The sequence below is a fragment of the Micromonospora sp. II genome, from assembly GCF_001709195.1.
GTDB lineage: Bacteria > Actinomycetota > Actinomycetes > Mycobacteriales > Micromonosporaceae > Micromonospora > Micromonospora chalcea.
The window spans coordinates 96045-114836 of record NZ_LYXF01000007.1; the positions used below are offsets into that span (position 1 = coordinate 96045).

Below are 18792 nucleotides of genomic sequence, written 5' to 3' on the forward strand. Positions count from 1 at the left end.
CTAGCCTGTGAGGCATGAGCGACATCGTCGTGTTCGGCGCCGGCGGGACGGCGGGCTCGCGGATCGCCGCGGAGGCGGTCGAGCGGGGGCACCGGGTGACAGCGGCGGTGCGGCGTCCGGAGGCGGTCGGCTACCTACCCCCAGGCGTACGCACGGTGACCGGCGACGCCACGTCGGCGCGGAGCGTACGCGAACTGGCCGAGGACGCGGATGTGCTGGTGGTGGCCATCGGCGGCGGCGAGCGGGCCCTGTGGCGCGACGCCGCGCGAACGCTGGTCGACACGCTGCGTGAGTTGCCGGACCCACCTCGGGTGATCCACGTCGGCGGTGGCTCGACGCTGCTCACGCCGAAGGGGACCCGGTATCTGGACGAGCCGGACTTCCCGGAGGAGTACCGGGACTCGGCGCACGGTCAGGCCGACGCGCTGGAGTTCTACAGGTCCAGCGCCGACGGGGTGACCTGGACGTACGTCTCCCCGCCGCCGCTGGAGTTCCACCCGGGCGAGCGGACCGGGCACTACCGCACCGGCACCGACCACCCGGTGACCGACGCGCAGGGCCGTTCGGTGCTCACCTACGAGGACCTGGCGGTGGCGATCGTCGACGAGATCGAGGATCCGCGCTTCGGCAACGCCCGGTTCACGGTCGCGTACTGATTCAGTCGGCCAGCCGGGCCGGGAAGCCGCCGGTGGCGATCGGGCCCCAGGACTCGATCGTGACCCGGATCAGCGACTTGCCCTGCGCGACCATGGCCGACCGGTACTCGTCCCAGTCCGGGTGCTCGCCGGAGATGCTGCGGAAGTACTCGACCAGCGGTTCCAGCGCCTCGGGCAGGTCGAGCACCTCGGCCACGCCGTCGACCTGCACCCACGGGCCGTTCCAGTCGTCGGAGAGCACGCACGCGGAGACGCGCGGGTCGCGGCGGATGTTGGCGACCTTGGCACGCTCGGGATAGGTGGAGATCACCAGCCGGCCCTCGGCATCCACCCCGCAGGCCACCGGGGAGGACTGCGGGCGCCCGTCGGAGCGGGTGGTCATGAGCACGACGTGGTGGCGGGGGCGGAGGAACTCGATCAGGGCGTCCCGGTCGACCCGGGTGTTCTTCGCGATGCTGCGTGCCATGCCTCGGTTCTACCAGGCATGTCCGTCGTTCTCAGCGCGGGCGGCCGGCGGACCGCTGCGCGGTGACCTGCTCCGGCACGCGCGGGCGGGCCGAGGGCCGCCAGGCGCGGCCGTTGGCGTAGATCACCCGGAAACCGAGGTACGCGGCGAGCGGCGCCCAGTGCGCCGAGCGCATCCGCAGCTCGGCGGCGTTGTGCCGCTGCCCGTTGGCGAGCACGTCGAGCAGCACCGTCTCGAAGGCGGCCGACTCGACCCAGTCCACCTCGCGGGTGAAGCCGCAGATCAGCGCCGCGCCGGTGACGTCGAGGAACTCGCGCAGCGTGGCGTCGGAGGCGCGCAGCACCGAGCAGCTGCCGAAGTAGAGGCGGCGGCCCTCGCAGCGGCCGRCCATCCGCTCGGCCACGTCCGACAGCTCGACCGAGTCCCAGTCGGTGAGGCAGAGCCGGCTCGGCTCGCCGTGCATGGCGAAGAAGCCCACGCGGTGGTCGGCGTACTGCTTGAGCAGCCAGCGGTCGACGAAGTAGAACAGCTCGTCGCGGGTGGCCGCGTCCTTGTGGATGTAGCGGATGCGGCCGAGCCGCTCCAGCAGGTCGAGCGTGGGCAGGACGGACCCGCGTTCGTTGAGGTCGCGGTGCCACTGCCCCTCGACGCAGAACACGCCGCCACGCGCCAACGCCCACCTCCCCGCCCGTCGAGGTCGCCGCCCGGTCCGGGAGCAGACGTTACCGGTCACGTCCGACGGGCGACACCCGGCAGCGCGTACGCAAACAGGCAGTATTCACAGCCAATACCCAGCAACCGGGCGATGTGAGAACAATTTCCGCTAATCACCACGAAGAATCCTCGTACCTGTCACGGTGAGAGGGACGGGACGTACCGGTCGATGTGCCCGTCGGATCCCAGTTCCGCTCTGACATCGGGAGGACTCTGTGCGCGTCAACACCCTGAAGCGGGCGGCGGTCGCGTTCGCGCTGGCCCTGCCCGGGGCCGTCGTGGCGACAGTCGTGGCCGCGCCACCGGCGCACGCCGACGGCTGCTACACCTGGAACCGGACGCTGTCCCAGGGAAGCTCCGGCGACGACGTCCGGCAGCTCCAGATCCGGGTGGCCGGCTGGGCGGCGTACGGCGGCATCGTCCGGGTCGACGGCGTGTACGGCCCGGAGACGGCCGCCGCGGTCAAGCGCTTCCAGACCGCGTACGGGCTGCGCGCCGACGGCGTGGCCGGGCCGCAGACGTTCGCCAGGATCTACGACCTGCAGAAGGACAGCGACTGCACGCCGAAGCACTTCAGCTACGCCGAGCTGGACAACGGCTGCGGCAAGGGCGGGTGGGCCGGTGGCCCGCTCTCCGCGTCGGCCACCCGGGAGAACGCGCTGCGCACCATGTGGAAGCTGGAGGCGCTGCGGCGCAGCCTCGGCGACAAGCCGCTCTACGTGACCAGCGGGTTCCGCAGCATCGCCTGCAACCGGCAGGTCGGCGGCGCCGCGGACAGCCAGCACCTCTACGGCAACGCGGCCGACCTGATCGCCAAGCACCGCAGCCTCTGCGACATCGCCCGCTCGGCCCGCAGCCGGGGCTTCAGCGGCATCTACGGCCCCGGCTACCCGGACCACGACGACCACACGCACGTCGACTCGCGGCGGGAGAACAACCGGGACAAGTCGTCGAACACGAAGGGCTGGTCCGCACCGGACTGCGGAGTCAAGTGATGCGGTGACGGCGGCCCGGACCGGGGGTGGGGGCTCCCCGTCCGGGCCGCCGTCGGCATGCTCCGGCGCGACCGACGCCACTCCGCGACGGGGCGTCGGCGCGACCGGAACCGGGCGCCGGGCGTCAGCTCGCCCGGGGCCAGCGGGGCCGGGCGGTGGGAGCCGACCGCCCGGCGACCGGCCGCAGACCGGGCCGCACCGGCGGCGCGGCGGCCCGCGGAACCGCACCGCGCGCCGCCTGCGCCGCGGCGGGGCGGGCGGCCTGACCCGGCACCGCCCGGGCCGGCTGTCCGGGCACAGGGCGGCCGGCCTGACCGGGTACGCCGGGCCGCGCCACCTGACCGGGTACGCCCGGTCGCGCCGTCTGACCGCGGGCGGCCTGCCCGGGGGCGGGACGGGCGCCGGACGGTCCGGTCAGCACGAACGGGAAGGGCACGTGCACGAACGGGTTGCCGTGCCGGATCAGCGCGTCGATCTGGCGGTCGTTGAGACCGTGTGTCTCCAGCACGCGCCGGCCCCAGCGATGCAACCGGCAGGGAAACGACGAACCGTCGTTGCGGCACTTCGGCCCCGCGGGCCACTCCTCGGCGGCGTGCACCACCACCGCCCGGACCGCGAGGCGGACGTCCTCGGGGGTCAACGGCGCCGGTACCGGCACCTCGCCCAGAATCTGGTCGATGGGATCCGTCGACTGCTCACCAACTCGCACGGCAGGCCTCCCGCAGTTCGGCAGCGGTGCGGCGGAACGGCCGCACCACATCCTCGACCACTGGTACGGCCGGATGACGGCAGCAGTTCAATCCCGCCACGCGGCGAGCAGTTCGGCCGGCCCGAGCGCGGTGACTCCGTCGACCGCACGGCCACTGCGCACCACCGCGACGACCGGTGTGTGGTCGTCGGCACCCGGTAGCTGGGCGCGGTGGTGAAGCAGCCGGGCCAGGTCGTGACCGTCGAACGCGCCGTTCTCCAGCCACTTGACCGAGCCCACGAACGTGATCCGCTTGGCCACCGGGCTCCGATCGCCGCCGACCAGGTCGATCTCGGGATCGTTGGTACGCGTCCAGTACCCGCCCACCTCCGCCGTCCCGGACGGCAGGCTCCCCGGCGGCAGCCGCCGCAGGGACTCCCGGATCACCGGCTCGACCGCACGCCCTCGCCATGAGGTCCAGGACGAATGGATGCGGGCGAGCGTCAGATCCCCTCTGCCGCGCTCGATCTCGGCGAGGTAGGGGTCGAGGAAGGCGAGCCAGAAGCGGAGATACGGATCGGCGACCACGTAGCGGGTCTCGCGCGACGGACGGGTGGACAGCGGGAGGGCGGCCTCCACGACCCGCTTGTCGGTCAGCAGTCGGAGCGCGCGGTGCAGCGACGCCTGCGGGATTCCGCCGGCCGCCCGCGCGATGGAGGAGGAGGTGCGCTCCCCGGAGCCGATGGCGCGCAGCACCACGCCCGGCTGGGACTGCGGCGGAAACTCGGCAGCGAGGGCCCGTTCCCCGCTGACGAGCAGCGCGGAAGTGGGGTCCGGGACGGCCTGGGCGAGGTAGTCGCGCACGGTCTCGCCGGGGGCCCAGTCGTCGAGGACGAGCGGCAGGCCACCGGTGACGAGGTACGCGTCGATGGCATCCGCCGGCGGCAACTGGAGCATCTCGGCCACGTCGCCGGGGCTCAGGGGCGGCACGACCATCTCGGTCGCGCGCTGGTGGAACGGGCGGCCGTAGTCGTTGAGCGCCTCCATCATCGCCAGGTCCGAGCCGACGCAGATCAGCAGGACCGGCCGACGGGACAGCTCCCGGTCGAAGACCTTCTGGAGGGTGCCCTCGAAGCCGGGATCGGTGGCGATGAGGTAGGGCATCTCGTCGAGCACGACGACGCTGGGCTGATCCGTGGGCAGCGCGGCGGCGAGGAGGGTGAGAGCCGCGTCCCAGGTGGCCGGCGCCTGTCCGGCGAACAGACCCGCTCCAGGGAGCGTCGAGCCGGCCGCCGCTTCGACGAAGAGCCGCAGGTCGGCGGCGGGGGTGGGTTGCGCCGAGGCGGTGAAGAAGAGGTGGGGTACGCCCGCGCGCTCGACGAACTCCTCAACGAGGCGGGACTTACCCACCCGTCGGCGTCCGCGCATGAGCAGCGCACGTCCCGGGCGCCCCGCCCGGCCGCCGCGTTCGACGCGCGCCAACATGCCGTCGAGCCGGGCCAGCTCCCTCGTCCTGCCGACGAAACCGGCCACGTCGTCACCTCATACTCTCAGGACGGATACTCTCATCTCTGATAGTATCCCGAATGAGAGTGTCTGTGCCTCAGACCAGGCCGGCGTCCTGGACCAGCAGGGCCACCTGCACACGGTTGTTAAGGTCGAGCTTCGTCAGCAGCCGCGACACGTACGCCTTCACCGTCGCCACGCTCATGAACAACTCGGCGGAGATCTCCGCGTTGGTGCGGCCCCGGCCGAGCAGCACCGCGACCTCCCGTTCCCGTTCGGAGAGCCCGTCGAGCAGCCGTACCGCCCGTTCCCGCTTCGGGTCCGGGCCGGGCGCCGGCGCGGCGCCGGTGACGTGCGCGATGAGTTTGCGGGTCACCGCCGGGGACAGCATCGCCTCCCCCGCCGCGACCCGGCGTACCGCCGCCACGATCTCGGCCGGCGGGGTGTCCTTGAGCAGGAAGCCGCTCGCCCCGGCCCGCAGCGCCCGCAGCACCTGCTCGTCCGCGTCGAACGTGGTGAGCACCAGCACCTCGGGCGGTTCCGCTGTGGCACGCAGCGCCTCGGTGGCGGCCAGGCCGTCGACCCGGGGCATGCGGATGTCCATCAGCACCACGTCCGGGGCGTGGGCGGCGACGGCCTGGGGCACCTCGGCGCCGTCGGTGGCCTCGCCGACCACCGCGAGGTCGGGTACGCCGCCGAGGATCATCGACAGCGCGCCGCGGACCAGCGGGTCGTCGTCGACGATCAGCACCCGTACCGGGGCGCTCACTGCGCCGCCCAGGGCAGCCAGGCGGTCAGCCGGAACGTGCCGTCGGCGTCCCGCCCGTGTTCCAGGCGGCCACCGGCGAGCGTGACCCGCTCGGCGATGCCGACCAGGCCGGTGCCGGTGCCCGGGATCGCGGTGGCCGGGCTGCCCACCGGCCACGGGTTGCTGATCTCCACCACCAGCCCGTCACCCGGGCCACCGGCCAGCCGGACGGTCACCACCGCGCCGGGCGCGTGCTTGCGGGCGTTTGTCAGCCCCTCCTGCACGATCCGGTACGCGCTGCGCCCGATCGCCGCGGGCACCGCCTCCGGCTCGGTCACCTCGTCGACGACGGCGACCCGTACCCCGGCGTCGCGGCTCTCGGCGACCAGCGCGGGCACGTCGGCCAGCGTGGGCTGCGGCCGTTCCGGCGTGGCCTCGGAGCCGACCTCGGCCCGCAACACGCCGATCACCTCGCGCAGGTCCTGGAGCGCGGCGTGCGCGCTGGCCCGGATCACCCCGGCCGCCCGCGCCACCTCCTCCGGCGGCGCGTCCGGCCGGAACTCCAGCGCGCCCGCGTGCAGGCTGAGCAGGGAGATCCGGTGGGCGAGCACGTCGTGCATCTCCCGGGCGATCCGGCCGCGTTCGAGCTGCCGGGCCTGGTCGAGCCGGAGCTGCTGCTCGGCCTCGGCCCGCTCGGCGCGGTCGCGCAGGGACAGCACCAGCTGGCGGCGGGCCCGGACGAACAGCGCCCACGCCACCACCACGCCGATGAACAGCGCGGTCCAGATCACCGAACCCCAGAACGGCATCGTCGGGTCGGGCCGGACGGCGAGGTAGACCGGCAGGCTGAGCACGTTCCAGGCCGCCAGGGCCAGGCCCACCGGCAGTGGCCGGTGCACCAGCACGGTGAACGTGATGACGAGCAACGCGACGCCGGAGGTGACCGAGAAGAACACCAGCGGCGCGGTGGCCAGTGCCAGCCCGACCGGCCAGCGCCGGCGCAGCCAGAGCGCCCCGCTGATCCACAGGCCGATCAGCAGGTCGACCTCCTCCAGCCAGGCCGGACCGGCGTTGAGCCCGAACTCCGGGCTCGCGCTGGTGACGTCGCCGTGGGCGATGAGCACCCAGAGCAGTGAGGCCACGAACAGCGCGCCGTCGACGAACCAGTCCCGCGGGGTCCGCCGGGCGGTCCGGGCGGGCACCAGGGAGCCCGGCAGGAGCCAGGGATGATCGGGTACGACAGCGCTGCTCACCCACCCATGCTAGGAAGCCGTCCGGACCGGCTACCAGCTACCAAAGTCGACGACTGCGGTGAACCGAGGTCGACGGCGACGCCGACCGCCGGCCGCAGCGCGTGACCGGGTGGCCCCGGCAGGCTCGACGGCATGATCGAAGTCGACCAGCTCACCAAGCGGTACGGCCCGCACACCGCCGTCGCGGACGTCACGTTCCGGTGCGAACCGGGCACAGTGACCGGTTTCCTCGGGCCGAACGGCGCCGGGAAGTCCACCACGATGCGGATGATCTGCGGGATGACGCCGCCCAGCTCCGGCGGTGCCACGGTCGCTGGCCGCCCCTACCGCGACCTGCCCAATCCGGGGCGGGAGATCGGCGTGCTGCTCGACGCCTCGGCGCAGCACGCCGGACGCACCGGACGGGAGGCGCTCACGCTCGCCGCCCGCACCATGGGCGTGGACCGGGCGCGGGTGGCGGCGGCACTGGACCGGGTCGGGCTGAACGAGACCGCCGCCCGGCGCCGCGTCGGGGCGTACTCCCTGGGCATGCGGCAGCGGCTCGGCCTGGCGCTGGCGCTGCTGGGTGACCCCCGGGTGCTGATCCTGGACGAGCCGGCCAACGGCCTCGACCCGGAGGGGATCTTCTGGATGCGCGGCCTGCTGCGCGACTTCGCCGACCGGGGCGGCACGGTGCTGCTCTCCTCGCACCTGCTGCGCGAGGTGGAGGCGGTGGCCGACCGGCTGGTGGTGATCGGCGGGGGCCGGGTGGTCGCCCAGGGCGGCAAGGACGAGCTGCTGGCCGGCGCCGGCACGCTGGTGCGCGCCCGCGACGCGCACGCCCTGCGCCTGACGCTGGAGCGGGCCGCGCTGCCCGCCACGGCCGGCACCGACGGCGGCTACGTGGTCCGGGCCGAGCCGGGTCAGGTCGGCCAGGCCGCGGCGGACGCCGGACTGGTCCTCACCGAGCTGCGCCCGGCCGGCAGCGGCGGCCTCGAACAGCTCTTCCTCACCCTCACCGCCGGCGCGTCGACCAAGGAGGCCGTCCGATGACCACCGCCACCCGTACCCCAGCGCCGCCGCGTCCCGAGGCCGCCGTCGCCGGACCGACGCTGGCCCGGCTGACCGCCGTGGAGCTGCGCAAGCTCGCCGACACCCGGGCCGGACGGTGGCTGCTGATCACGATCGGGCTGATCGCGGCCGTGATCGTGGTGGTGCAGCTCTTCGTCGTCGAGGCGCCGGACCAGACGTTCACTGCCTTCTTCACCCCGTCGCTGCTGCCGGTCGGCCTGCTGCTGCCGGTGCTCGGCATCCTCTCCATCACCGGCGAGTGGTCGCAGCGCACCGCGCTCACCACGTTCGCGCTGGTGCCCCGCCGGGAACGGGTGATCGTCGCCAAGCTCGCCGCCGTGGTGCTGGCCGCGCTCGCGTCGGTGCTGGTCAGCCTCGCGGTCGCCGCGGTCGGCACGCTCGCCGCCGGCGCCACCGGCGGGGCGGGCGCCTGGACGTTCGACTGGCAACTGCTGCCGCACGCGGCCGTGTTCCAGGTGGTGAACGTGCTGATGGGCGCCGCCTTCGGGCTGCTGCTGCTGAACACGCCGCTGGCGATCGTCACCTATCTGCTGCTGCCCACGGTGTGGAGCCTGCTCGCCGCGATGATCTCCGCGCTGCGGGAGCCGGCCCGCTGGCTCGACACCTCGTACACGATGGAGCCGCTGCTCGGCGCCGAGATGACCGGCGGGCAGTGGGGCCGGCTCGGCGTCTCGCTCGCCGTCTGGGTGCTCCTGCCGCTGGTCGCCGGTCTGGTCCGCACGCTGCGCCGGGAGGTGTCGTGACCGTGGCGGCCCGGCACACCGGCGAGGACGTCGTGGTCGACGGCGGGCGCGGCGAGCTGGTGCTGTTCTGGGCGGGGTTCCCGCTGCTCGGGGCGGGACTGGGCGCCGGGCTGACCACGCTGTCAGGCTGGATCGCCGGGCTGCCCTGGTTCCCGTTCCAGGGCCTGTTCGAGCTGCTCGACAGGTGGCCGGACGAGCGGGCGTACCCGATCGGGGCCGGGCTGGGTCTGCTCGGCGGCCTGGCCCTGGCGGTGGTGGCGGTACGCGACCGGCTGACCGTCACGGTCGGGCACCACACGGTACGGCTGCACCGCGACGGGCACGGCCGGGACGTGGCCCGCGCCGACGTCGCCGGGGTGTTCGTCGACGGTGAGGCGCTGGTGCTGCTGGACACCGCCGGCGGCGAGCTGGCCCGGGAGAAGTCCGACCTGGACACCGAGCGGCTGCGGGAGGCGTTCACCCGGCAGGGCTGGCCGTGGACCGGGCAGGACCCGCACCGGGACGCGTACCGCAGGTGGGTCGAAGGGCTGCCCGACCTGCCGCCGGGCGCGGACGCCCTGCTGCGCGCCCGGCAGCGGGCGCTCGACAGCGGCCACGACGCCGAGACCCGGGAGCTGCACGGGGAGCTGGCCCGGCTCGGCGTCGTGGTCCGCGACGAGGGCAAACGGCAGTACTGGCGGCTGGTCCCCGGACCGCCGCCGCGCTGACGGCCTCCGCTCCGGCGCCTGATCCCGCGCGGCGCCCGCCGCGACGCCGGTGGACGTGACAAGTCACATCGCTGGCGCGTTTCCGGCATCAGAACGAACTGTTCGGGCATGTTCTCCGTACACAGGTGTGGTACGTGACGTCTACCTCGGAGGCATGGTGTCCGCAGTTCGAACTGATCCATTCGCGGGGGCGATACTCCAGGTCGGCGTACTGGCGGCCCTGGCCGGCACGGTCGGCCTGAGCGCGTACGGCTGGCTGGCCGGTCTGCTCTTCGGGGTGGTCATGGTCGCGGCGCTCGGATACGGGCTGCGCCGCTCGGGCGCGGACCGGCTCGGCCCGGCCGACTGGGTGACGCTCACCCGGGCCACGCTCGCCGGCGGGGTGGCCGCGTTGACAGTCGAGGCGTTCCGCGGCCCGATCGCGGTGCCGGTGCTGGTCGCGCTGGCCGCCGTGGCCCTCTCCCTGGACTGGGTCGACGGCCAGGTGGCCCGGCGCACCGGCACGACCAGCGCGCTCGGCGCCCGGTTCGACATGGAGGTCGACTCCTTCCTCGTCCTGGTCCTCTGCGGGTACGTCGCCGACCAGGTGGGCTCCTGGGTGCTGGTGATCGGCGCGATGCGGTACGTCTTCGTCGCCGCCGGCTGGGTGCTGCCGTGGATGCGCGGCTCGCTGCCGCCGCGCTACTGGCGCAAGGTGGTCGCCGCCACGCAGGGCATCGCGCTGACGGTGGTGGCGGCCGGTGTGCTGCCCCGGCCGCTGGCCCTCGCGGTGGTGCTCGGCGCGCTCGCGCTGCTGGTCGAGTCGTTCGGACGCGACGTCGGCTGGCTGTGGCGGCACCGCGTGCGGCCGGCGCTCCCGGCGGCGCCGGTCTCCCCCGCGCCGGCGGGCCACGGGTCCGAGTGGACGCCGGGCACGCGGATCGTGCGCCAGCCCGTCGAGGTCGGCGGGCGGCGCCGGTGACCGACCTGTCCCGGCCGGCCGACGGCGACGACGTCTCGACCGGCGCCACGTCCACGGAAGACAGCACGCCGGACAGCGCCGGCGCCTCGGCCGAGAGCGGCGACCGCACCCCGAACGACAGGGAGACGAGCGACCCGGGCAACGACGCGGTCGGCGCGTGGAGCGCCCGGCGGCTGCTCGGCGCGGCGGTCACCGCGCTGGCCGGAGCGCTCGTGCTGGTGGCCCTGGTCGCGCCGAGCGAGGTCAAACTGCTGTCCCTCGGGGCGTTGCTCCGCATCCCGGTGGAAGGGCTGCTCGCCGTCGCCCTGCTGCTGGTCCCGCCGGCCCGCCCGCGCCGCGTGGTGGCCACGCTGCTCGGCGCGCTGCTCGGCCTGATCCTGGTGCTCAAGGTCACCGATCTCGGGTTCTCGATGGTGCTCGACCGGCGCTTCGACCTGATCGCCGACTGGACGTTCCTCGGCGCGGGCGCGGAGTTCCTGTCCGAGTCGTACGGCGGGGCCGCCGAGGTGGGCGCGATCGCCCTGGCCGTGGTCGCGGCGCTCGCCGTACCGGTGCTGGTGACGCTCTCGGCGCGGCGGCTGGCCCGCGCCGCGGCGGCCCACCGCCGGGTGACCACGCGCGCCGTCACCGCGCTCGCCGCCGCCTGGGTGGTCTGCGCCGTGCTCGGCGCGCAGATCGTGCCCGGCCTCCCGGTCGCCGCGGACACCGTCGCCGCCGACGTCTTCGACCGTGCCCGGCAGGTGCGGGCGGGCCTGAACGACAAGGAGACGCTCAACACGCAGCTCGCCGGCGACCCGTTCCGGGACGTGCCGGGTGAGCAGATGCTCACCGCGCTGCGCGGCAAGGACGTGCTGTTCACGTTCGTGGAGAGCTACGGCCGGGTCGCGCTGGAGGACCCGGAACTGGCCCCGGAGGTGGACGCCGTCCTCGACGAGGGGACCCGGCAGTTGCGCGCGGCCGGTTACGGCAGCCGCAGCGCGTTCCTCACCTCGTCCACCACCGGCGGTGGAAGCTGGCTCGCGCACGCCACGCTGATGAGCGGCATCCGCACCGACAACCAGTTGCGCTACACCAACCTGGTACGCAGCGACCACCTGACCCTCAACGGCGCGTTCAAGCGCGCCGGCTGGCGGACCGCGCTCGTCATGCCGGCGCTGAACCGGGCGTGGCCGGAGGCGGCATTCTTCGAACCCGACACGCTGTACGGGGCAAAGGAACTCGGCTACAAGGGGCCGCTGTTCAGCTTTTCCTCGCCACCGGACCAGTACACGCTGGCGGAGTTCCAACGCCGCGAGCGCGGCCCCGGGCGCACGCCCGTGATGGCCGAGATCCCGCTGCTCTCCAGTCACCTGCCGTGGACGCCGGTCCCGCCCCTCGTCGRCTGGGACGACATCGGCGACGGCTCGGTCTACAAGGGAACGGCGCGCGCCGACCGCTCGGCGGAGGGCACCCGGGAGGCGTACCGGCAGGCCGTCGTGTACTCGCTGCGCACGCTCATCTCCTACGTGCAGCGGTACGGTGACGAGAACCTGGTGCTGGTGTTCCTCGGCGACCACCAGCCCGCCCGCACGATCACCGGCGACGACGCCGGCAAGGACGTGCCGATCACCGTCGTCGCGAAGGACCCGGCAGTGCTCGACCGCATCGCCGGATGGGGCTGGCAGGACGGGCTCAACCCGGACCCGCAGGCCCCGGTCTGGCCGATGGAGTCGTTCCGGGACCGCTTCCTGCGGGCGTTCGGACCGCAGTCCACCACTCACAGTTAGGGATGTCGTGACGATGCTCGCGCGGGCCTGGGGGATCACCCGTTCCCTGGCCGTCTACCACGGTCAGCCGGCCAAGCACCGGCGTGCCCGGCAGCTCTACGGGCAGTTCCTCTCCCCCGGCGACCTCGCCTTCGACATCGGCGCCCACGTCGGCGGCCGGGTGCGCACCTGGCGGCGGCTGGGCGCGCGGGTGGTCGCGGTGGAGCCGCAGCCCGACTGCCTGCGGGTGCTGCGCCTGGGCTTCGGGCGGGACRCCGACGTGGTGATCGAGCCGACGGCGGTCGGTGCGCGGTCCGGGAGCGCGCGGCTGGAGCTGTCGTCGGCGACGCCGACGGTGTCCACCATGTCGTCGTCCTGGATCGAGTCGGTCACCGCCGATCCGAGCTTCGCCGGGGTCCGCTGGGACCGGTCGGTCGAGGTGCCGGTGGTGACGCTCGACGACCTGGTGGCGCGGCACGGCGTACCGGCGTTCTGCAAGGTCGACGTCGAGGGCTTCGAGGTCGACGTGCTGTCCGGGCTCAGCCACCCGGTGCGCGGGCTGTCCTTCGAGTACCTGCCACCGGCGCACGACGCCGCGCTCGCGTCGCTGGACCTCGTGGAACAGCTGGGCGCGTACCGCTACAACTACTCGCCGGTGGAGACCATGCGGTTCGCGAGCGAGAGCTGGCTGGACGCGGCCGGGCTGGTGCGGCTGCTGGAGACGTACCGCCCGGCCGGTCGCTCCGGCGACGTCTACGCCCGGCTGTCGGACTCCTGACGTAGGGTCGGCCCCGGGCACGAGTCGAGGAGGGCCGATGGCCAGGTACGCCGCTCTGCTGCGGGCCGTCAACGTCGGGGTCAACAAGCTGGCCATGGCCGACCTGCGCCGCGTGGTCACCGACCTCGGTCACACCGACGTCAAGACGTACCTGCAGAGCGGCAACGTGGTCTTCACCAGCCCGCCGGCCCGGCCGGAGACGCTGGCCGAGGGCATCGCGAACCGGCTCGGCGACGAACTGGGCCTGCGGGTGCCGGTGCTGGTCCGCGACGGGGACGAGCTGGCCGCGGTGGCCGCCGCCAGCCCGTACGCGGGCCGGCAGGACGACCACACGCGGGTGCTCGTGGTGTTCCTGTCGGCCGCGCCCGCCGCCGCGCGGGTGCGCGAGCTGGCCGTGCCGCCGGGCGAGACGATGGAGTACGAGGTGATCGGCCGGGAGGCGCACCTGCACTTCCCGGCCGGCGGCTACGGGCGGACGAAGTTCACCGCCGCGTACCTGGAGAAGAAGCTGGGTGTGGTGGCGACGGCCCGCAACTGGCGGTCGGTGCTGGCCCTGCGCGACCTCACCGCCGCCTGAGCCTCTCCTCAAACCGGCCCGCGGCACCTAGCATTGCTGCTCATGAATATGAAGCGCGTCACCCGCTCGCGATCCGGGCGGATGTTCGCGGCGGTCGTGCTCGCCGTCGCGGTCGCGATCCCGCTCGGCGTGACCGGCGCCGCCTCGGCCGCGACCACACTGACCGTGGCGCAGGCCCTCGCCGCGCAGGACGGCCGGACCGCCACCGTGACCGGCTACGTCATCGGCCAGCCCACAGCCACCAACACGGTGCTCACCTCCGGCTTCACCGCCGACACCGCGATCGCCATCGCCGACCAGGCTGGCGAGACCGGCACCTCCCGGATGCTGTACGTGCAGGTCACGGCCGCCTGGCGGAGCACCTTCGGGCTGCTCGGCAACCCGTCGCTGCGCGGGCGGCAGGTGACCGCGACCGGCGCGCTGACCGCGTACTTCAGTCACGGCGGGCTGAAGAACCCGAGCGCGATGAGCCTCGGCGGCGGCGCCACGCCGAGCCCTTCCCCGACCCCGACCCGCACGTCCGACGCCTACTACGCGGCCGCGGCCGGCAAGACCGGGCCGGCGCTGCGTACCGCGCTGCACGGCATCATCCGGGTGCAGACGAAGCTCAGCTACGACCAGGTGTGGGACGCGCTCAAGGACACCGACCAGGACCCGGCCAACCCGGCGAACGTGATCCTGCTCTACAGCGGACGCTCGCAGAGCAAGACCAGCAACGGCGGCGGTGCGAACGACTGGAACCGGGAGCACGTCTGGGCCAAGTCGCACGGCGACTTCGGCACCGCCACCGGCCCCGGCACCGACGTGCACCACCTGCGGCCGGAGGACGTGTCGGTCAACTCGCTGCGCGGCAACAAGGACTTCGACGCCGGCGGCGGCGCGGTCGCCGAGGCGCCCGGCTGCTACACCGACGCCGACTCGTTCGAGCCGCGCGACGCGGTGAAGGGCGACGTGGCCCGGATGATCCTGTACATGGCGATCCGGTACGAGGGCGGCGACGGCTGGCCGGACCTGGAACCGAACGACTCGGTGTCGAACGGCTCCGCGCCCCGGCTCGGGCGGCTGTCGAAGCTGCTGGCCTGGAACGACCAGGACCCGCCGGACGCCTTCGAGCAGCGACGCAACCAGCGGATCTACGAACGCTGGCAGGGCAACCGCAACCCGTTCGTCGACCACCCGGAGTGGGCCCGGTCGATCTGGGGTTGACGCTCGTCCCCGATGTGAGGAAGCGTGGCGAGCGGGTAGAGACATCCGGTTGGCACGGCCGGGGCGGGCGGCACGGACGCGCCCCGGCACCGCACGATCGGAGATGAGACTCTTCATGGCCCCCAACAGCGTTCCGGACATCGCGCTCAACGACGGAAACTCCATCCCACAGCTCGGTTTCGGCGTGTTCCAGATCGAACCGAAGGACACCGCCCGGGCGGTCGGCACCGCGCTGGAGATCGGCTACCGGCACATCGACACCGCCCAGATGTACGGCAACGAGGCCGAGGTGGGTCAGGCGCTGCGCGCCTCCGGGCTGGACCGCGGCGAGGTCTTCGTGACCAGCAAGCTGAACAACGGCTTCCACCGCCCGGACGACGCCCGCAAGGCGTTCGAGCAGACGCTGCGGGAACTCAAGTTCGACTACCTCGACCTGTTCCTGATCCACTGGCCGCTGCCCACCCGCTACGACGGCGACTTCGTCTCCACCTGGAAGGTGCTGGAGGAGCTGCGTGACGCGGGCACGGTCCGGTCGATCGGCGTGTCCAACTTCCAGGTCGCGCACCTGGAGCGGCTGGCCGCCGAGGCGGACGTGGTGCCGGCGGTCAACCAGATCGAGGCGCACCCCTACCTCGGCAACGAGGAGGTGCGGGCGTACGACAAGGCGCACGGCATCCTCACCGAGGCGTGGTCGCCGATCGCTCAGGGCAAGGTGCTCGGCGACCCGACGGTCGTCGACGTGGCCGAGCAGGTCGGCCGGACCCCGGCCCAGGTGGTGCTGCGCTGGCACGTGCAGCGCGGCGACATCGTCTTCCCGAAGTCGACCACCCCGAAGCGGATCGAGGAGAACTTCGCGATCTTCGACTTCACGCTCGACGACACCGCGATGGAGCGGCTCACCTCGCTGGACCGGGGCGAGGACGGCCGGACGGGCCCGAACCCGGACGAGTTCGACTACATCCCGAGCTGAACCGCCGCACACCGAAGGGCCCCGGGGAACCGGGGCCCTTCGACGTTTGACTTCGCGCGCACTCGAAGGGGCAGGGTGACCGGCAAAGCTCCGACGGGGAGGAAATCCATGCGCTACCGCACCATCGGCACCGACCCTGCGACGCGCCGCAAGGTCAGCGTGCTCAGCCTCGGCGCGATGCTCTTCGGCACCGCCACCGACGAGGCCACCTCGTTCGCCATCCTCGACCGCTACGTGGAGGCCGGCGGCACGTTCATCGACACCTCGGACAACTATGCCTTCTGGCAGAACGGGGGCCAGGGTGGCGAGAGCGAGGAACTGCTCGGCCGCTGGCGGCGCAGCCGCGGGGTCGGCGACGAGGTGGTCATCGCCACGAAGCTCGGTGCCCGGCCACTCGCCCCGGGCACCAGCTACGTGGACAACCCCGAAGGGCTGTCGGCGAAGGTGATCCGCGAGTCCGCCGAACGCAGCCGGGAGCGGCTCGGGCTCGACCGGCTCGACCTGCTCTACGCCCACATCGAGGACCACACGGTTGCGCTGCGGGAGACCGTGGAGGGCTTCGCCGAGCTGGTCGCGGAGGGCACCGTCGGGCTGCTGGGCGCCAGCAACCACCGCGCCTGGCGGGTGGAGCGGGCGCGGGCGCTCGCCGCCGCGGGCGGGTTGCCCGGGTACGAGGTGCTGCAGTACCACCGCAGCTACCTGCCCCGGCGTCTCGACGTGCCGAGCGAGCTGGACCGGGACGGGGACGTCGGCTGGGTCGGCCCGGACCTGCTCAGCTACCTGCGGGCCGAGCCGCAGCTCACGCTGGTCGCGTACTCGCCGCTGCTCAAGGGCGCGTACGTCCGGCCGGAACGGCTCGGCGAGGAGTACGCGGTGCCCGCCACCCCGGCCCGCCTGGAGGCGTTGCGGGCGGTGGCCGCCGAGACCGGGGCCACCGTCAACCAGGTGGTGCTGGCCTGGCTGATGGGCGGCGACATCCCGTCGATCCCGCTCGTCGGCTTCTCCTCGGTGGCGCAGCTGGAGGAGAGCCTGGGCGCTGTCGACCTGGAGCTGACCGCCGAGCAGCGGACCCGGCTGGACTCGGCGCGCTGACCGGCGCCGGGCCGGGTGGCTCACACGCCACCCGGCCCGTGCCGATCGACCGCTCGTGCCGTTCGACCGGATCGTGTCGCTCAGCCGGCCGGGTACCGGTCGACAGCGACGTCCAGCCGCAGGGTGCCGGTGCCCGGCAGGGTCACCTCGGTGGCGTCGGCCGGGCGGGCCGCGCCGTCGTACCAGCCGGCGTAGCTGACGAACGGCGGCGTCCACAGCCACGCGACGGTGACCGGCTGGGGGCCGAGCACGCGCAGCGCGTACTCGCCGTCGCGGTCGGCCGTCCGGCCGATGACCTCACGGGTACGCGCGTTGCGCACCGTCAGCTCGGCGACCACCGGGCGGCCCTCCGGATCGACGAGCCGGCCGGTGACCAGGACGCCTCGCCGTGCAGCGAGGTCGTAGACGGTGGTGGCGCCGGCCCGGACCGTGACCGGCACGGCCTTGCCCCGCAGGGCGAACCCACCGGACCACTGGGGGGCGTTGTCGGCGGTGGTGAACAGCAGCGGCCACCCGTACGGGCCGAGCCAGTCGATGCGGTAGCGGCCCTGCGCGTCCAGCTCCACTCCCCAATCCGGGAAGTCGCCTGTCTCGGGCGCGAGCGTCACGGTGCCGGAGGTCGCCGGCTTGCCGGTGGCCGCGCTGGTCACGGTGCCGGTGACGACACCGGCGCGGTCGAGCCGGATCGGGGGCACGGTGACCGTCTGCCCGGCGCGGAGCGTGACCATCCGGGCCTGCTTCACGTCACCGGTGCCGCCGGTCGCGCCGACCCACTGCGCGCCGTACGCCGATCCGCCGGCGGGGCGGGCGAACAGGTTCCAGGAGCCGGCCGCGACCAGGCCGACGCGGACGTTCCCGGAGGCGTCGGAGCAGTACCGTCCCGGGTTGGCGGGCAGCTCGCCGGTACCGGCGGGCGCCGGCGTCACGCAGGCCCCGGCGACTGGTGCGCCGGTCACCGCGTCGACCACCCGGGAGACCACGTTCGCGGCCGGGGTCAGGACGACCACGGCGGTGCCGCTGCCGTCGGCCAGGACGTTCACCGTGGCGTAGCGGGGCAGGTGGGTGTCGTCCCGGGTGTAGACCCACACCTCCTGCGGGCCGGGGATCAGCGGCGGGACGGTCACCCGGGTGTCGCCGCACGGATTGCGCCGGGGGTCGAGGAACACGCATACCCCGTCGACCGCGGCGCCGGTGACCGCGTCGCGCGCCCGCAGGGTCGACCCGCTGGGCGTGACCAGGCGCTCGGAGACCTCCGTCGTGTCCCCCGCGGACACCCGGACCGTTCCGGCCTGCGCCCAGCTGGTGCGGCCCGGCACCCACTGCCGGAGCACCTCGTCGTCCTGGCCGTCGCTGTACACCGGGGTGATGGCGATCTTGTAGTCGCCGGCCGGCACCTCCACGCTGAGCTGCCCGGACTCATCCAGTGGCAGCAGGTCCTTGTCGTAGCTGCTGTCGGCTGCGGTCACGGCGACGTTGCCGCCGGCCGGGCTGCCGTCGGTCCCGGTGACGGTCAGGTGGAGCACGCCTGCCGGATCCGCCGCCGCACCGGCGGCGGTGGGTGCGGCGGTGACGGCCAGGGCCGCCACGGCGAGTGCGCCGAGCACTCTTCGGACGATGGACACGGTGGACCCCTCTCGGTTTCAATGCGCTCAAGAGGCGTCCGCGTCTCCACAACCAGGGCACGCCCCCCGTGCGTCGGATGCCGGCGCAGCATATGGCAGAAGATCGATCGCGCACTGTCCGCGACCGGTCATCCGGCGGACTGCTGCGGGAACGGTCATAACCGCGCCTTTCTCCCGTACCGGGCCGCCGTCGGCCGGGAATCGCCACCGCCAGATCGGATCTGGCGGACCGTCTGGCGCCGAAGGGGTGAGGCCGGCACAACACCACAGCTCCCCGGCCTCGTTGAAACAGGC

Annotated in this window: 19 protein-coding genes; 12 read left to right on the forward strand and 7 right to left on the reverse strand. The window is 73.5% G+C overall.

Going from position 1 to position 18792, the window contains the following annotated elements; all coding sequences use genetic code 11:
* The first annotated feature begins 14 nt into the window (after positions 1-14).
* Positions 15-656, forward strand: a complete 642-nt coding sequence (locus A8711_RS04560; protein WP_043326240.1) for an NAD(P)-dependent oxidoreductase — start codon at positions 15-17, stop codon at positions 654-656.
* Between the two features lies 1 nt (position 657).
* Here A8711_RS04560 and A8711_RS04565 read toward each other — a convergent pair whose 3' ends face one another.
* Positions 658-1122 (reverse strand): PPOX class F420-dependent oxidoreductase, encoded by a 465-nt coding sequence (locus A8711_RS04565; protein WP_030272926.1) that lies wholly within the window; start codon positions 1120-1122, stop codon positions 658-660.
* A 31-nt stretch (positions 1123-1153) separates the two neighbouring features.
* Positions 1154-1795, reverse strand: a complete 642-nt coding sequence (locus A8711_RS32345; protein WP_069087535.1) for a hypothetical protein — start codon at positions 1793-1795, stop codon at positions 1154-1156.
* Between the two features lie 256 nt (positions 1796-2051).
* Here A8711_RS32345 and A8711_RS04575 point away from each other — a divergent pair, with 256 nt between their 5' ends.
* Positions 2052-2831, forward strand: coding sequence for a D-Ala-D-Ala carboxypeptidase family metallohydrolase (locus A8711_RS04575; RefSeq protein ID WP_069087536.1), 780 nt, complete (start codon positions 2052-2054; stop codon positions 2829-2831).
* A 124-nt stretch (positions 2832-2955) separates the two neighbouring features.
* Here the strand turns inward: A8711_RS04575 and A8711_RS04580 are convergent, their stop codons facing one another.
* The 4 genes from A8711_RS04580 to A8711_RS04595 form a co-directional block, all read right to left on the reverse strand.
* Positions 2956-3540 carry a hypothetical protein gene (locus A8711_RS04580; RefSeq protein ID WP_064446910.1) on the reverse strand — a complete coding sequence of 195 codons (585 nt, stop codon included), beginning with the start codon at positions 3538-3540 and terminating at the stop codon, positions 2956-2958.
* An 87-nt stretch (positions 3541-3627) separates the two neighbouring features.
* On the reverse strand, positions 3628-5052 hold the full coding sequence (locus A8711_RS04585) for a DUF234 domain-containing protein (protein WP_176722750.1): 1425 nt from the start codon (positions 5050-5052) through the stop codon (positions 3628-3630).
* Between the two features lie 70 nt (positions 5053-5122).
* Positions 5123-5815: a response regulator gene (locus A8711_RS04590; protein ID WP_369830100.1), complete on the reverse strand. Its 693-nt coding sequence runs from the start codon at positions 5813-5815 to the stop codon at positions 5123-5125.
* A complete protein-coding gene (locus tag A8711_RS04595; protein ID WP_069087538.1) occupies positions 5791-7026 on the reverse strand; it encodes a sensor histidine kinase in 1236 nt (411 codons plus the stop codon). Before A8711_RS04595 ends, A8711_RS04590 begins: the two co-directional genes overlap by 25 nt.
* A gap of 132 nt (positions 7027-7158) precedes the next feature.
* Between A8711_RS04595 and A8711_RS04600 the strand changes: the two genes are divergently transcribed.
* The 10 genes from A8711_RS04600 to A8711_RS04645 all read left to right on the forward strand — a co-directional run bounded on the left by A8711_RS04600 (position 7159) and on the right by A8711_RS04645 (position 16876).
* Complete coding sequence (locus tag A8711_RS04600) at positions 7159-8058, forward strand: ABC transporter ATP-binding protein (RefSeq protein ID WP_069087539.1); 900 nt, start codon at positions 7159-7161, stop codon at positions 8056-8058.
* Positions 8055-8840, forward strand: a complete 786-nt coding sequence (locus A8711_RS04605; RefSeq protein WP_069087540.1) for a hypothetical protein — start codon at positions 8055-8057, stop codon at positions 8838-8840. Before A8711_RS04600 ends, A8711_RS04605 begins: the two co-directional genes overlap by 4 nt.
* Complete coding sequence (locus tag A8711_RS04610; protein ID WP_233607842.1) at positions 8837-9547, forward strand: hypothetical protein; 711 nt, start codon at positions 8837-8839, stop codon at positions 9545-9547. Before A8711_RS04605 ends, A8711_RS04610 begins: the two co-directional genes overlap by 4 nt.
* A gap of 154 nt (positions 9548-9701) precedes the next feature.
* The gene (locus tag A8711_RS04615; protein ID WP_233607843.1) at positions 9702-10508 is read left to right on the forward strand and encodes a CDP-alcohol phosphatidyltransferase family protein; all 807 of its coding nucleotides are present in this window, start codon (positions 9702-9704) and stop codon (positions 10506-10508) included.
* The gene (locus A8711_RS32350; protein WP_255365589.1) at positions 10505-12274 is read left to right on the forward strand and encodes a sulfatase; all 1770 of its coding nucleotides are present in this window, start codon (positions 10505-10507) and stop codon (positions 12272-12274) included. The genes A8711_RS04615 and A8711_RS32350 overlap by 4 nt, the downstream gene beginning before the upstream one ends.
* Positions 12275-12287: 13 nt before the next feature.
* Positions 12288-13031: an FkbM family methyltransferase gene (locus A8711_RS04625; RefSeq protein ID WP_069087580.1), complete on the forward strand. Its 744-nt coding sequence runs from the start codon at positions 12288-12290 to the stop codon at positions 13029-13031.
* A 37-nt stretch (positions 13032-13068) separates the two neighbouring features.
* Positions 13069-13608 (forward strand): DUF1697 domain-containing protein, encoded by a 540-nt coding sequence (locus tag A8711_RS04630; RefSeq protein WP_043326260.1) that lies wholly within the window; start codon positions 13069-13071, stop codon positions 13606-13608.
* 42 nt (positions 13609-13650) lie between these two features.
* Positions 13651-14814 carry an endonuclease gene (locus A8711_RS04635; protein WP_069087581.1) on the forward strand — a complete coding sequence of 388 codons (1164 nt, stop codon included), beginning with the start codon at positions 13651-13653 and terminating at the stop codon, positions 14812-14814.
* A gap of 115 nt (positions 14815-14929) precedes the next feature.
* On the forward strand, positions 14930-15784 hold the full coding sequence (locus tag A8711_RS04640) for an aldo/keto reductase (protein ID WP_069087542.1): 855 nt from the start codon (positions 14930-14932) through the stop codon (positions 15782-15784).
* 108 nt (positions 15785-15892) lie between these two features.
* On the forward strand, positions 15893-16876 hold the full coding sequence (locus tag A8711_RS04645; protein WP_069087543.1) for an aldo/keto reductase: 984 nt from the start codon (positions 15893-15895) through the stop codon (positions 16874-16876).
* An 80-nt stretch (positions 16877-16956) separates the two neighbouring features.
* Here A8711_RS04645 and A8711_RS04650 read toward each other — a convergent pair whose 3' ends face one another.
* Positions 16957-18498 (reverse strand): collagen binding domain-containing protein, encoded by a 1542-nt coding sequence (locus tag A8711_RS04650; protein ID WP_141707644.1) that lies wholly within the window; start codon positions 18496-18498, stop codon positions 16957-16959.
* Positions 18499-18792 lie beyond the last annotated feature (294 nt).

What these genes read in the sequence shown, in the direction of transcription:
- A8711_RS04560 (WP_043326240.1), top strand. Translation starts at nt 15, where the DNA reads ATGAGCGACATCGTCGTGTTCGGCGCCGGCGGGACGGCGGGCTCGCGG.
- A8711_RS04565 (WP_030272926.1), bottom strand. Translation starts at nt 1,122, where the DNA reads ATGGCACGCAGCATCGCGAAGAACACCCGGGTCGACCGGGACGCCCTG.
- A8711_RS04600 (WP_069087539.1), top strand. Translation starts at nt 7,159, where the DNA reads ATGATCGAAGTCGACCAGCTCACCAAGCGGTACGGCCCGCACACCGCC.
- A8711_RS04605 (WP_069087540.1), top strand. Translation starts at nt 8,055, where the DNA reads ATGACCACCGCCACCCGTACCCCAGCGCCGCCGCGTCCCGAGGCCGCC.
- A8711_RS04615 (WP_233607843.1), top strand. Translation starts at nt 9,702, where the DNA reads ATGGTGTCCGCAGTTCGAACTGATCCATTCGCGGGGGCGATACTCCAG.
- A8711_RS04630 (WP_043326260.1), top strand. Translation starts at nt 13,069, where the DNA reads ATGGCCAGGTACGCCGCTCTGCTGCGGGCCGTCAACGTCGGGGTCAAC.
- A8711_RS04635 (WP_069087581.1), top strand. Translation starts at nt 13,651, where the DNA reads ATGAATATGAAGCGCGTCACCCGCTCGCGATCCGGGCGGATGTTCGCG.
- A8711_RS04640 (WP_069087542.1), top strand. Translation starts at nt 14,930, where the DNA reads ATGGCCCCCAACAGCGTTCCGGACATCGCGCTCAACGACGGAAACTCC.
- A8711_RS04645 (WP_069087543.1), top strand. Translation starts at nt 15,893, where the DNA reads ATGCGCTACCGCACCATCGGCACCGACCCTGCGACGCGCCGCAAGGTC.